The organism is Oceanisphaera pacifica, assembly GCF_017498065.1.
GTDB lineage: Bacteria > Pseudomonadota > Gammaproteobacteria > Enterobacterales > Aeromonadaceae > Oceanimonas > Oceanimonas pacifica.
The window spans coordinates 1-13133 of sequence record NZ_JAGDFX010000021.1; the positions used below are offsets into that span (position 1 = coordinate 1).

Here is a 13133-nt window from a genome sequence, read left to right on the forward strand (position 1 = left end):
AACCAACGAAACTCAGTATTGTTGGTAAACAACGACGATGCTGGATGAAAACAGCGCATCTTGAGAAGGTGTTGATGGCAGGAATATCTTCAATGGTTAAAAACTAAACACTCATGCGGTTGCCCTGCGGGCTAGAGTGTTCCAAAAATCGGCGTATGCTGGTGTATTCACGTCAGAGGGTTCACAAAAAATACGGTGGTGTTTACCCAGTATTTCACTTTTATGATAATTAACACCATTTAGAAAGTTATCATTGGCATTTAATATGACACCGTCAAGGCTAAACTCAATCACTGCTAAAGAGCGATCTAGCGCCATTAACATATCTTTATATTGACGTGACTGAGAAATAGTATTGGTTAGCTCTGCTGAATATACAGAGTAAACTGTTTGTTTTGTATTTTTATCTAGGCGAGGTTGAAAAATAGTACGGTACCAAACTTCATCATTGTTTTTGTGTTTTAAATGCAGCGCGCCATGCCAGTGTGTGCCTTGGCTTATCGCCGTTAGCATATTCTGGGTATGCTCTTTATCTGATGATTTAGGTGATAAAATATCTTTAATATTTAATGCACTAACTAGTGGCAGATGAGTAACCCAATGATTCATGTAATTTACTATTAGATTCAATGATCTGGCCATGATTATCTAACGCAAAGTAAATCATTTCTTCCTGCAGATCTTTTTCGGTATTATGGTAAATAGCAAGCTCCGCTTCTAGCGTTTCAATTTTGGCTAGGTGTTTTTTGGCCTGAAACAACATTATTTATATCCCTGTTACCGATTAATATCGTCATTAAGTTGATACAAGTTAAGCTCATTGGGTTGAAATGAGTTAAAAGTTTGTGAGCACTCTTTTCCACTGGCATTAAATGACAAAAGCACACCTTAAGCATGGCCTTTGCCAGCCAGACAAGAGTACCAGATTATGACTGTTTTCCTATATTTTTATCATTACTTTGTTTGAAAATTAGGCATCACTATCGCGCTGTACTTGTAAGTTAAGTGGTTAAGCTTGGCGAACAATGCAGTGGTTGCTGATATTAGGTAGTATTGGTTAATACCAAGCAAGATAAAACCCTGATTTTAAGGAGACAGTATGGCTAACGCACGTCAACAAGAGTATCAGCCACCCAAGGTTTGGCAGCAGCCTGCTGCAGACGGTAATACTTGGGCAAGCATTAACCGACCTGTATCTGGCGCAACCCACGAAAAAGCTTTACCTAAAGGCGAGCACCCGTTGCAACTTCACTCTTTAGGTACGCCCAATGGTCAAAAGGTGACCATTATGCTAGAAGAGTTACTGGCACTGGGAGTAACAGAGGCCGAGTACGATGCACACTTGATTAATATTGGTGAGGGTGATCAGTTTTCGAGCGGTTTTGTTGAAGTTAACCCTAACTCAAAGATCCCTGCATTACTGGATTGCTCTTATGCTGTGCCATTAAAGGTGTTTGAGTCGGGCAATATTTTGCTGTATTTGGCTGAGAAGTTTGGTCACTTTTTGCCGACTGACTTGGCTCAACGTACCGAGGTGATGAACTGGCTATTTTGGCTACAGGGATCGGCGCCTTATTTAGGCGGTGGTTTTGGCCATTTTTATCAGTATGCGCCTAAGAAAATAGAGTACGCTATTAACCGCTTTACCATGGAAGCCAAGCGCCAATTAGATGTGCTCGATAAGCAGCTGGCTAATAATCGCTATATTGCCGGTGATGAGTACAGCATTGCAGATATCGCCATTTGGCCCTGGTATGGTTGTGTGGTGCTGGGCGAGACCTATGATGCGGCAGAATTTTTAGATGCCGAGAGCTATGTACATGTACAGCGCTGGGCAAAAGAGATAGCTGCACGGCCTGCGGTACAAAGAGGGCGCATTGTTAATCGCACCGAGAGTCAGGCAGGGCCTGGGCTAGAAAATCGCCACAGCGCTGCTGACATAGATGCCGCGCTGCGCTCGTAATAACTACGAAGATAGTAAGGTGGACAGGCTGAGATAAACCCGTGAGGGGTAAGGTGGACGACACTTAAAACAACAGCAGTTCCTTAATTCCGCATTAATCAGTTTGTTTTATCTCGTCTCCTTCACCCTTCACTCTTTACAATTCTGCTCCGTGGATTCCGTTGCCAATATAGGCATTAGCCATCGAGCTGCCCTAAGACGGTCGAATGAATTCGACCCTACGAAAAGCCAGAGCCACCCTTTGGTCATTGCGAGGAGCGCAGCGACGCGGCAATCCAGGCCCTTCGGGCAGCGATCAGCTTTAAGCCGTCAGCTATCAGACAAACAAAAAACAAAACCGCAGTTTTTTAACGTAAAGCGGTCAGCGTTAGACGTATAGCCTTATTTTGATTTAACTGACAGCTGATAGCTGACGGCTTACCGCTCCCCGAAGGGTTCTCGCCCTTACAAGAAAAAGGTCTTTTTTCAGATCTTATCCCTATTTTTCCGTGGATTTCGTGGGTTCCGTTGCAAATAGGTTTTAGGTTTAGGTTTTAACTTGGCGCGGGGAGCCGGGCGCTGTCTTTAACTGACAGCTTACAGCTCCCCGAAGGGGTGGGTGCTGCGAAGCAGAAAGGTTAGGTTTATGTCTAAAACCTGAGGCTGTTAAGCGCAGCGTTAATTTTTTATGTTATATTACAGCTAGATGTCGCGATATAAATTTATTGCGGCCATCAGGACATTCTAAGACCAAAAGGGATCTGATATGACAGATAAAGACAATAATGATGTGATTGCACCGGATGGTAAGGTCAATCCCATCAATACCGATTATCAGGTAGGGCAAGATAATATTGCGCTACAAATAGGCCCATTTGGGTTGGACATTCATAACCGAGTCTTCATGATCTCGGGCTTGGCGATTGTGGCGTTTGTATTTTTAACGTTAGCGTTTCAAAACCAAGTTGCGCCTTTGTTTGTAGACTTGCGTGCGTGGTTAACCTCGAGCCTAGATTGGTTCTTTTTAAGTGCTGGTAATATTTTTGTATTGGTGTGCTTAGGGTTAATTCTTTCGCCGTTAGGGCGTGTGCGTATTGGTGGTACTAAGGCAACGCCTGATTTTACTTACTTAGGCTGGTTTTCAATGCTGTTTGCCGCAGGCATGGGCATTGGCTTGATGTTTTATGGGGTGTCTGAGCCTTTATCTCATTTTGGTACCTCATTCGCGGGTATTACAGTTGAAGATGGTGTGCGTACCGACTGGGCACCGCTAGGTGGTGCAGTAGGGGATGCCGCAGCGGCCACTAATTTAGGTATGGCGGCTACTATTTATCACTGGGGCTTACACCCTTGGGCGATTTATGCAGTATTAGCGCTGGGCTTGGCCATCTTTTCTTTTAATAAAGGCTTGCCATTAACCGTACGTTCGGTGTTTTATCCGCTGTTGGGTGAGCGGGTATGGGGCTGGCCTGGGCATGTTATTGATACCTTAGCTGTGATTGCCACCATGTTTGGTTTGGCAACCTCGCTAGGTTTTGGTGCCTCGCAAGCCAGTGCCGGTTTAAACTATCTATTTGATATTCCGTTAGGTACCACCACCGAAATTGTACTGGTTATTTTAATTACTGGTATTGCTACTATCTCGGTATTGGCTGGACTAGATGCAGGTGTGAAGCGCTTATCGGAAATTAATATGGCATTGGCGGCCTTGCTGCTTATTTTTGTCATTATAGTGGGCCCGACACTGCTTATCTTCTCTGGATTTTTTACCAATCTGGGGGCTTACTTCCAAAATTTACCCGCGCTAGCTATGCCATTTGAGCGAGAAGATGCCAACTTTACCCAAGGTTGGACGGCTTTCTATTGGGCATGGTGGATCTCTTGGTCACCGTTTGTTGGTATGTTTATTGCCCGCGTTTCTCGTGGCCGTACTGTGCGTGAGTTTTTGGTCTCGGTACTGTTAATTCCGTCTACTGCTTGTGTGTTGTGGATGACCGCCTTTGGTGGCACCGCTATTCATCAGTTTGTGGCCGACAGTTATGAAGCCGTAGTGGGTGCCGATGTGCCTCTACAGCTGTTTATTATGTTAGATGCTTTGCCAATGGCGCAAATTACCTCCTTTATCGGTATTATTTTGGTGGTAGTGTTCTTTGTGACGTCATCTGACTCTGGCTCTTTGGTGATTGATACTATTGCTTCTGGCGGTAAGGTGAACTCACCTAAACCACAGCGGGTATTTTGGTGTGGTTTTGAAGGCTTAGTGGCCATTGCGCTTATGTTAGGTGGCGGCTTGGCGGCATTGCAAGCCATGGCGGTATCAACGGGCTTTCCGTTTGCTATTGTATTAATGGTGTCGTGCGTGTCCTTAATTAAAGGCTTGGCGTCTGAACCCAGATAGCAGGTTAAATAACTAATACGATATGCGAAGGGTGAGGTGTGATGAGTGATGGGGTAACCTAACACCAAGCATTTCACCCTTTTTGTTTTTTCGGATTAGAGACTAAATATTTTTTCGCAACGAAATCCGCGAAAATATAGAGATTAATACTAATTTGTAAAACTAACTGATCAAAAATTTTCGCCACGGAAGCCACGGAAAAATAAAGATCAGATCTGAAAAGAGACTTCTTATTGGTAAGAACCACTGACAGCTGACAGCTTAAGGCTTAAGTCGTTAGCTTTCTTTTTACTTTTATTAAGGCGGGCTGTGCCATGCAGGCTGAACAGTTAGAAATTTTAGGCTTTATTCGTCGCTTTCAGCCTTTTAATGGCTTAGGTGATGAGGTGTTAGAGTCGATTGCCAAGCAAATAGAAGTGGCCTATTACCGTGCCAATACGGTGATTTTAAATTATGGCGACTTGGTGCATGACTTATACCTTATTCGCTCTGGTGCAGTAGAAATGCACAGGCGCAGTGGCGAGCTACATAACCGGTTAAGTGAAGGTCATTTGTTTGGTCAAATGGGCTTACTCATGAATAACAGAGTACGAATGTCGGCCACGGCCCTGGAGGATACCTTGGTGTATTGCTTGCCCGAGTCGGTGTTTAATGAGCTTTATGAGGCTCATGAGTCTTTTGCTGATTATGTAGAGGTTGAAGACAATGCCCGTTTACGCCAAGCCGTATCTCGCCAAGCTGGGGGAGATAAGTTATTAACCTCTACCGTGCGTGAGCTAATTTCACGCGAGCCAGTGAGCATAACCTTGTCTGCGACCGTGTTAGAGGCGGCACAAAAAATGACGGCCGAAGGGGTGTCCTCTATTTTAGTGCTGTGTGATAGCGAGCCCAATGCAGAGCATACAACAGAGTGTGTGGCAGGCATTTTAACAGACAGAGATATACGCGCCCGCGTGCTGGCCGAAGGTCTATCTTGCAATACTGGTGTGGCAGAGGTGATGTCAGAAGACTTGCTGGCGCTAGAAAGTGGTCAGTTTGTATTTGAAGCCATGCTGGTTATGCTGCGCTATAACCTACATCATTTACCAATTTTACATAAAGGCCAGCCGCTTGGGGTGATCGCACTATCGGATGTGATGCGCCATGAGTCTCGCAATAGTTTATTTGTGGTGCGTCATATTTTTGAAGCGCAAACCTTGGCAGAGCTGGTTAACATTGCTGATGATGTAAAGGCCTGCTTTGTACGCATGGTGAATGAAGATGCCAACTCTAAAATGATTGGTACCGCCATGGCCGGTATTGGGCGTAGCTTTAAGCAACGTCTATTAGAGCTTGCCGAACAAGAGCTGGGGCCACCCCCTGTGCCGTATTGCTTTTTGGCTTTGGGGTCTATGGCACGAGATGAGCAATTAATTGTGACCGATCAGGATAATGCCATTATTTTAGATAATCATTATCAAGCAGATAAGCACGGGGCGTATTTTGCCACGCTTGCCAAGCGGGTGAGTGATGGCTTAGCCGCCTGTGGTTATAGTTATTGCACTGGCGATATTATGGCGACCAATGTGCAGTGGCAAAAAACGCGTCAACAATGGGAGGCCTGTTTTAGTGATTGGATAGCCAACCCCAGTGCGCAGACCTTATTAAATAGCTCGATATTTTTTGACCTCGATGGGGTATACGGAAAAATTCAATGGGCCGAGCAGCTGAATGCGTTAATTGCACGACAAGCGCAGCGCAGCCCGCGTTTTTTAGCGAGCATGGCCCGCAATGCCTTAGGCCGCACGCCGCCTCTCGGGTTTTTTAAAGAGTTTGTGATGGAACAAGATGGCAAACACAATAACTCAATTAACCTTAAGCGCCGAGGAACCGCGCCTTTGGCCGATCTGATACGGGTACATGCCTTGGCAATAGGCTCTCAGGCGCACAACTCGTTTGATCGTTTAAATGATGTGATTGAGTCAGATATCTTGCCTAAAGGGCGAGGGCCCGATTTACGTGATGCCATGGAGTTTATTGCTATGGTGCGTATTCGCCATCAGGCGTTAGATATTGAAGCGGGTAATGAGCCTGATAATAATATTGAGCCAGAAAATTTATCGGATTTTGAGCGGCGTAACTTGAAAGATGCGTTTCAAATATTAAGTAACGCACAAAAATTTATGAAGTTTCGTTATTAGCCGGAGCCAAGGCAGATTATGGTTTATTTGCGACCCCAAGATATGCAGCTTGAAGAGCAGGTGCCTGATTGGCCTGCGCTATTTGATAAGCAGGCGCGCAATGCGCGCGATTACCGATTAGAGCGCTTTTATCGAGCCGGTGCCATAAGCGCAGATATGCCGCTAGAAAAAGTGCCTTTTGTCGCTATGGACTTTGAAACCACTGGGTTAAACCAGAAAAAAGATGCCATTGTGAGTATTGGCTTAGTGCCCTTTAATATGCAGCGCATTCGCTGTAAAGATGCAAGACACTGGATAGTAAACCCCCATAAACCCATGGCTGAAGAGGCGGTGGTCATTCATGGTATTACTCATTCAGAAATACAAACCGCACCGGATTTGTTGATAGTGCTAGATGAGCTGTTAGCGGCCTTAGCAGGGGCTGTAGTGGTGGTACATCATAAAGCCATAGAGCGCGGTTTTTTAGCTGCTGCATTGCAGGCGAGGTTAAACGAAGGCATTGTTTTTCCGGTGGTGGATACCATGGAGCTAGAAGCACGCTTACACAGGCATAAACCATTAGGGCTTTGGGCGCGATTACGAGGCAAAAAGCCAGTGTCTATTCGCTTAGCCGATAGTCGCTATCGCTATCATCTACCCTTTTATCAACCCCACCATGCCCTTACCGATGCATTGGCCACTGCAGAGCTATTGCAAGCGCAAATGGCGCATCACTATCAGCCTAACACGCCCATAGGAGAGATTTGGGGATAAGGTATAGTGCCAATCTCAGCTCCATCACTCTTCGCCGTCATTGCGAGGAGTGAAACGACGCGGCAATCCAGGCCCTTCGGGCAGCGATCAGCTTTAAGCCGTCAGCTATCAGACAAACAAAAAACAAACCGACCGCAGAGCGGCCATACGCCTTACGCTGAGCGCGGTACGAAAAACCCAACCCGTTTTACCTTTAACGTAGGAGTGCAGCGATAGACGTTCCGCTCTCTTTTGGAATGGATTGCCACGCTGCGCTCGCAATGACAGCGTAAGGGCGATAGCAGAATTGAGTGTTTGTCGGTTAATTCAACATTCAAAATCCAACATTCAACATTGTTCTCGGGTCATTGCGAGGAGTGAAACGACGCGGCAATCCAGGCCCTTCGGGCAGCGATCAGCTTTAAGCCGTCAGCTATCAGACAAACAAAAAACAAACCGACCGCAGAGCGGCCATACGCCTTACGCTGAGCGCGGTACGAAAAATCCAACCCGTTTTACCTTTAACGTAGGAGTGCAGCGATAGACGTTCCGCTCTCTTTTACAATGGATTGCTTCGTACCTCGCAATGACCGACGCTTTGGAGTTTTCTTTAACTGACAGCTGATAGCTTACGGCTAACAGCTAACAGCTAACAGCTAACAGCTAACAGCTTCCCGAAGGGGGTAGCTCTGAGTCGGGGAGTGAGAGGGTGGGCTCTACCCGACCTTGTGGGCCATGAGTTGGTAAAGACGTGTTGCACTGCTTGCAAGCGGTTATAATCTGTTGCTGCAATGCTTGTGCACTAGGCCAGGCAGTGGGTGACAGCTGGATAACAGGCAGCCCAGCGGCTTGAATGTGTTGTAGTTGCTGAAGTTTGCGCTTATTTTCTTTTTTACTGAGGTTATCTTCAGATAAGATCAGGGCTACCTTCACACTAAAATCATCCGGTGAACAGAGTACAAAGTCTAATGTATCGCCTTGCAGCATCTGCTGTGCGCGTTTGCGTTGAGATTTTTTTAGCTTAGGGTTGGGGTCGAGTAATTCAGTAAGGCTAATGGCGGTAAAAATACGCATCTTTTGGCCGATAGCCTCGTCGAGTAATCTAAGAGCCGTGCTGGCCTCTGGGCTAAAAAGCATTTTCTGCGTATAAAGAGGCTGCGTTTTATCGCGCCATAAGCGGGGTAATAGTTTAATCAGTAGCAGCAGTATAAGTAGCCCGCTAGCACTGAAGATTATCCAGCCAAGGGGCGTGGTGGGCAGCATCTGAGTCATGTTAAAAAGGCCTAAAGAGTGACTAAAGCAGGCATGAGTGTAGCAGAGGGCGCCACCCAAAAGAATATAAGGGGGGACTTGCTGCGACGTGATCCAGCAGCTAGTCACAAAATAATCAGGAATGAGTGAACGATGAATCAAGTTATTATTAATGGCGCCGATGATGCGCCTAATCGAGTGTTGTTTGCTCATGGCGCGGGGGCGGGCATGGAGCATGCTGATATGACTTACTTGGCTGAAAGCTTGGCCGATGAGCATATTCAAGTGATCCGGTTTGAGTTTCCTTATATGCAAAAAACACGTGCCGATGGACGGCGCCGGCCACCAGATCGTGAGCCGATACTACTAGACTACTGGCGAGAAAGGGTGCGTGAGTTTGCGCACCCTCGATTATTTTTAGCGGGTAAGTCGATGGGCGGGCGTATGGCGTCACTTATTATTGACGAGTTAGCTGATGAGTTAAAAACGGATGAATTATCCCCTGCGGGTTTGTTATTATTGGGGTTTCCGTTTACGCCACCCAATAAGCCAGACAAATATCGTGGTGCGCATTTGGCGACACTGCGCGCGCCTACCTTATTGCTACAGGGTGAGCGCGATGCCTTTGGCAATAAAGAGGCAGTGCAGAAGTTTGAGTTGTCGCCCAAGATACACACTCATTGGCTTAAAGATGGGGATCATAGCTTTAAACCGCGTAAAGCTTCGGGCACCACCCTTGATAATAATTTGCGCGAAGTTGTAGCAAAGATGAGGAATTTTATTGTTGCTGGTTAAAAGTTGGTTTTACATCGCGGGCTTATTGGGTTTAACGGGCACCGCATTGGGGGCTTATGGCGCCCATGGTTTGGCCTCAAGTGGTACTTCTGAGTCATTGGTGAGTGCGTTTAATACCGGCGTGCAATATCAGTTTTATCATGCGTTGGCGCTGTTATTAATGGTGCTGGCGTTGCGGGTTAAGTCATTAAAAACGCTGCATCTGGCGGCGGGTTTCTTTACACTAGGCAGCTTGCTCTTTAGTGGCAGTATTTATGCTTTAGTGCTGTTAGGCACTAAGGGTATTGGTTTTGTTACTCCGCTTGGCGGAGTGTGTTTTATGGCGGGGTGGGTCTGCGTGTTGCTGGCCGGTCGCGCCTGGTTGAGGTCTGATTTTTGATGAAACAGTTATTAATATATTGTCGTCCTGGGTTTGAAAAAGAGGCGGCGGCGGAAATTCAGGACCGAGCCGGGCAGTTTGGTAGCCCAGGTTTTGCGCGCACCAAGGACGACAGCGGCTTTGTTATTTATGAATGCTTTTCACCAGACGATGCTGACCTACTGGCCCGTAAGTTGCTGTTTAGAGAGCTTATTTTTGCTCGACAAATGGTGGTCGTTGAGGCAGAAGTAAAAGACTTGCCGCTAGATGATCGCATTAGCCCATTACTTGATGCCGCAGAAGGCATGGAGTTATGCGGTGATCTTAGAGTAGAAACCCCCGATACCAATGACGGTAAAGAGCTGTCGCGCTTTTGTCGCAAGTTTACGGTGCCTATGCGCCAAGCATTGCGTGGTAAGGGGTTATTAACCGATAAAGAAGTGCGCAATAGGCCGATACTGCATTTATTTTTTCTGGCTAATAATCATGCCTTGGTGGGTTATTCATATTCATTTAATAACTCACCTTTTCATATGGGAATACCGCGATTGCGCTTTCCTGCAGACTCGCCTAGCCGCTCTACTTTAAAGTTAGAAGAGGCGTTTCATGTGTTTATTCCTCGAGAAGAGTGGGATCTGCGCTTAACTTCTGGTTTAAATGCGGTAGATTTAGGTGCTGCTCCCGGTGGTTGGACCTATCCGCTTGTTAGCCGTGGCATGATGGTAACGGCGGTGGATAATGGCGCCATGGACACCAAGTTAATGGATACCGGTCAGGTTAAGCATTATCGCGAAGACGTGTTTAGCTGGCGTCCGGCCCGTAAAAATGTCTATTGGTTGGTGTGTGACATGGTAGAAAAACCGGCACGTGTTGCGGCCACCATGGCGGCGTGGTTAATGGATGAAGATTGCCAAGAGGCGATATTTAACCTCAAGCTACCGATGAAAAAGCGCTACGCTGAAGCTGTGCATAATCTGCAGCAATTAAAAGAGAAGCTTGCGGAGTTGGGCGGTTTTCATATACAGGCGAAGCAGCTGTATCACGATCGTGAAGAGATTACCGTGCATGTATACCGGCCCTTTAAAGTGGCAAGGTTAGTACCTAAGGAATAAATAAGCGCCGAGCGCCCGGCGCCAAGTTAAAACCTATTTGCAACGGAAGAACGCGAAACCCACAGAAAAATCATAGGAAATGGGGAGTAGGGACTAGGGAATAGGGATTAAAGCAGCACCGAGCGCCCGATAAACAACGTAGAGGCCGCTTCAGCTGGCCGGTGGCGCGTAGCGGCACTTGTTTAAATCAATATTTTGCTGCGCAGCGCTTTCCCTAAGACAGGAGCCGGCCAAGCGGCTTCTACAAAAGCGAAAGCAGTGTTTGTCTGTTAATTCAACATTCAACATTCAACATTCAACATTCGACATTGTCCAACAGTCCCCCTCACTCCTCACAGGTTTATCTCAGCCAGTCCGCTTTACTGCTGTAAAGGTGCAGTGTCGTGGGCTATAAATAAAAACACCGAGTCGGTAATCGACTCGGTGTTTTTTTGTTTGTCTGATAGCTGACGGCTTAAAGCTGACCGCTTGTTTTCGTTTGTTTTCTTAAAGGTTAGCAATAATTGCTTGGGTAAACTCTGTGGTGGTGGCGGTACCGCCTAAATCGCGAGTGACGCTTTTACCCTCAGCAATGGTTTTGCGTACCGCATTGCGAATTTGCTGGGCTTTATCTTGCATCTCTAAATGCTCAAGCATTTGAATAGACGCCAAAATTACCGAACAGGGGTTGGCAATATTTTGCCCTTCAATATCGGGCGCAGAGCCGTGTACCGCTTCAAAAATAGCCACATCTTGACCAATATTCGCACCAGGAGCCATCCCTAAGCCGCCTATTAAGCCGGCACATAAGTCAGAAATAATATCACCAAATAAATTGGTAGTTACTATGATGTCAAAACGCTCTGGATACATGACTAAGTTCATGCACACCGCGTCCACTATCATTTCGTTGGTTTCAATGTCGGGGTAGCGTTGTGCGACTTCGCGAGCCACGTCTAAAAATAAGCCAGAGGTCGATTTTAGAATATTCGCTTTGTGCACTATGGTGACTTTTTTGCGTCCCTCGGTGCGCGCTAATTTATAAGCAAACTCAGTAATGCGTTCGGCACCTTCGCGGGTAATAATACTCATGGCTTCGGCGTGTGTGTTGTCGTCGGAGCGAGTTTGTCCAGCACCTGAGTACATACCCTGAGTGTTTTCCCGAACGGTAATAATGTCGATATCTTTATAGCGACTTTGGGCGCCTTCAAATGACACCACTGGACGTAAATTGGCGTATAAGTTGAAATGTTTACGTAGTGACACGTTAATAGAGGTAAAACCGCCACCAATAGGGGTGGTCAGTGGGCCTTTTAGAGTGATTTTATTTTTTTCAATTAAGTCTAGGGTTGACTGGGGAAGCAGTTCACTGTGTTTTTCTAGCGCCATCAGACCTGCATCTGCGTAGTCGTAGTGAAAGTTACAACCGGCATGATCCATAATCTTCAGGGCGGCATCGACAATACTTGGGCCGATCCCATCACCTGGGATCACGGTAATACTGCGTTTATTCATGAGCGGCGTTCCGTTATATTTTGAGTAAGTTAAATTGTTATTATCGCGGCTGTTATAGCACTTTGCGACAAAGGATGCTATGAGCGGTTGCTCAAACTGTGATGGCGGATATCTTGTAAGTTAAAACCGAGCTCAATATCATCAACTAGCTTTACTAATTGCCGAGCAAGCAGGGCGTTTTCTTTGTGGCTGATGACGACCTGCTCAGCCTTATCTTGACTGTTAGCGGCCAGTAATTGATCAAGGGAGTGCCAACGTGTGAGTAGAGATTTAGCACGTTTAGGCCCTATGCTAGGAACGCCTTTAATGTGACTGCCAGACACACCGGTAAGTGCCCAATAGTCAACAAGCTGGTGTACCTGTAAGCCAAATTTTTGTTGTGCTAAAGGAGCAGTTAAAGCTGTTTGATTAAAATGATCCCACAGTTGAATATGGGGGTTAAGTAATTGGCAAAAACCTTGATCGGTCGACATTATTACGCTGGATTTACCATGGCGACTTAGGGTCGCGGCTAAAGTGGCAATTAAGTCGTCGGCTTCATCGGTATCAGATAATAATGCGTCTATGCCTAACATCCATAAGTCTTGTTGCAACTGTGGAAGATACTCAGCCAGTGCCGTGGGCATAGGCTTGCGACCCGCTTTATAATCAGGGTACAGATGATGGCGAAATCCAATGGGGGCGCCATCAAAAACCGCCACCACATGGGTTGGCTTAAATTGATGCAACAAACGTTTGGCCGCTTGTGTAACAGCAGCACTGGTAGCAACCAATACTGCTTGTTCGGTTGAATTACGCTGTTCTTGTACCGCATAAAGCCGGCGAATAAGGTTAAGCGCATCAATTATAAGGAGTTGCATTATGAGATGTC

Annotated in this window: 12 protein-coding genes; 7 read left to right on the forward strand and 5 right to left on the reverse strand. The window is 46.4% G+C overall.

Annotation, left to right across the window (positions count from 1 at the left end):
• Positions 1 to 111 precede the first annotated feature (111 nt).
• Together J3U76_RS13255 and J3U76_RS13260 are read right to left on the reverse strand one after the other, a co-directional pair.
• Entirely contained in the window at positions 112 to 609 is a 498-nt protein-coding gene (locus J3U76_RS13255) for a PAS domain-containing protein (protein WP_243454262.1), read from the reverse strand.
• Entirely contained in the window at positions 575 to 763 is a 189-nt protein-coding gene (locus J3U76_RS13260; RefSeq protein ID WP_208006517.1) for a hypothetical protein, read from the reverse strand. The genes J3U76_RS13255 and J3U76_RS13260 overlap by 35 nt, the downstream gene beginning before the upstream one ends.
• Before the next feature lie 336 nt (positions 764 to 1099).
• On the opposite strand from J3U76_RS13260, the gene yghU reads away from it, so the two are divergent.
• From yghU to J3U76_RS13280, 4 genes are all read left to right on the forward strand, one after another.
• A complete protein-coding gene (yghU, locus tag J3U76_RS13265) occupies positions 1100 to 1963 on the forward strand; it encodes a glutathione-dependent disulfide-bond oxidoreductase (RefSeq protein ID WP_208006454.1) in 864 nt (287 codons plus the stop codon).
• Between the two features lie 745 nt (positions 1964 to 2708).
• Positions 2709 to 4340, forward strand: a complete 1632-nt coding sequence (locus J3U76_RS13270; RefSeq protein ID WP_208006455.1) for a BCCT family transporter — start codon at positions 2709 to 2711, stop codon at positions 4338 to 4340.
• A 314-nt stretch (positions 4341 to 4654) separates the two neighbouring features.
• Entirely contained in the window at positions 4655 to 6520 is a 1866-nt protein-coding gene (locus tag J3U76_RS13275; protein ID WP_208006456.1) for a DUF294 nucleotidyltransferase-like domain-containing protein, read from the forward strand.
• 18 nt (positions 6521 to 6538) lie between these two features.
• Positions 6539 to 7273: a 3'-5' exonuclease gene (locus J3U76_RS13280; protein WP_208006457.1), complete on the forward strand. Its 735-nt coding sequence runs from the start codon at positions 6539 to 6541 to the stop codon at positions 7271 to 7273.
• A gap of 642 nt (positions 7274 to 7915) precedes the next feature.
• Here the strand turns inward: J3U76_RS13280 and J3U76_RS13285 are convergent.
• On the reverse strand, positions 7916 to 8524 hold the full coding sequence (locus tag J3U76_RS13285) for a DUF2726 domain-containing protein (RefSeq protein WP_208006458.1): 609 nt from the start codon (positions 8522 to 8524) through the stop codon (positions 7916 to 7918).
• 132 nt (positions 8525 to 8656) lie between these two features.
• On the opposite strand from J3U76_RS13285, the gene J3U76_RS13290 reads away from it, so the two are divergent.
• Genes J3U76_RS13290 through rlmM form a run of 3 tightly spaced genes read left to right on the forward strand, consistent with a single transcriptional unit; the run spans position 8657 to position 10768 of the window.
• Positions 8657 to 9298: an alpha/beta family hydrolase gene (locus J3U76_RS13290; protein ID WP_208006459.1), complete on the forward strand. Its 642-nt coding sequence runs from the start codon at positions 8657 to 8659 to the stop codon at positions 9296 to 9298.
• Positions 9285 to 9677: a DUF423 domain-containing protein gene (locus J3U76_RS13295; protein ID WP_424022314.1), complete on the forward strand. Its 393-nt coding sequence runs from the start codon at positions 9285 to 9287 to the stop codon at positions 9675 to 9677. The genes J3U76_RS13290 and J3U76_RS13295 overlap by 14 nt, the downstream gene beginning before the upstream one ends.
• The gene (gene rlmM, locus J3U76_RS13300) at positions 9677 to 10768 is read left to right on the forward strand and encodes a 23S rRNA (cytidine(2498)-2'-O)-methyltransferase RlmM (RefSeq protein WP_208006460.1); all 1092 of its coding nucleotides are present in this window, start codon (positions 9677 to 9679) and stop codon (positions 10766 to 10768) included. The genes J3U76_RS13295 and rlmM overlap by 1 nt, the downstream gene beginning before the upstream one ends.
• Before the next feature lie 486 nt (positions 10769 to 11254).
• Here rlmM and J3U76_RS13305 read toward each other — a convergent pair whose 3' ends face one another.
• Together J3U76_RS13305 and xni are read right to left on the reverse strand one after the other, a co-directional pair.
• The gene (locus tag J3U76_RS13305) at positions 11255 to 12262 is read right to left on the reverse strand and encodes an isocitrate dehydrogenase (protein WP_208006461.1); all 1008 of its coding nucleotides are present in this window, start codon (positions 12260 to 12262) and stop codon (positions 11255 to 11257) included.
• A 77-nt stretch (positions 12263 to 12339) separates the two neighbouring features.
• Positions 12340 to 13125, reverse strand: a complete 786-nt coding sequence (xni, locus tag J3U76_RS13310) for a flap endonuclease Xni (RefSeq protein ID WP_208006509.1) — start codon at positions 13123 to 13125, stop codon at positions 12340 to 12342.
• Between the last annotated feature and the right edge of the window lie 8 nt (positions 13126 to 13133).

Coding starts and splice junctions, on each gene's coding strand:
- yghU (WP_208006454.1), top strand. CDS start 1,100: ATGGCTAACGCACGTCAACAAGAGTATCAGCCACCCAAGGTTTGGCAG.
- J3U76_RS13290 (WP_208006459.1), top strand. CDS start 8,657: ATGAATCAAGTTATTATTAATGGCGCCGATGATGCGCCTAATCGAGTG.
- J3U76_RS13270 (WP_208006455.1), top strand. CDS start 2,709: ATGACAGATAAAGACAATAATGATGTGATTGCACCGGATGGTAAGGTC.
- J3U76_RS13275 (WP_208006456.1), top strand. CDS start 4,655: ATGCAGGCTGAACAGTTAGAAATTTTAGGCTTTATTCGTCGCTTTCAG.
- J3U76_RS13285 (WP_208006458.1), bottom strand. CDS start 8,524: ATGACTCAGATGCTGCCCACCACGCCCCTTGGCTGGATAATCTTCAGT.
- rlmM (WP_208006460.1), top strand. CDS start 9,677: ATGAAACAGTTATTAATATATTGTCGTCCTGGGTTTGAAAAAGAGGCG.
- J3U76_RS13260 (WP_208006517.1), bottom strand. CDS start 763: ATGTTGTTTCAGGCCAAAAAACACCTAGCCAAAATTGAAACGCTAGAA.
- J3U76_RS13255 (WP_243454262.1), bottom strand. CDS start 609: ATGAATCATTGGGTTACTCATCTGCCACTAGTTAGTGCATTAAATATT.
- J3U76_RS13305 (WP_208006461.1), bottom strand. CDS start 12,262: ATGAATAAACGCAGTATTACCGTGATCCCAGGTGATGGGATCGGCCCA.
- J3U76_RS13280 (WP_208006457.1), top strand. CDS start 6,539: ATGGTTTATTTGCGACCCCAAGATATGCAGCTTGAAGAGCAGGTGCCT.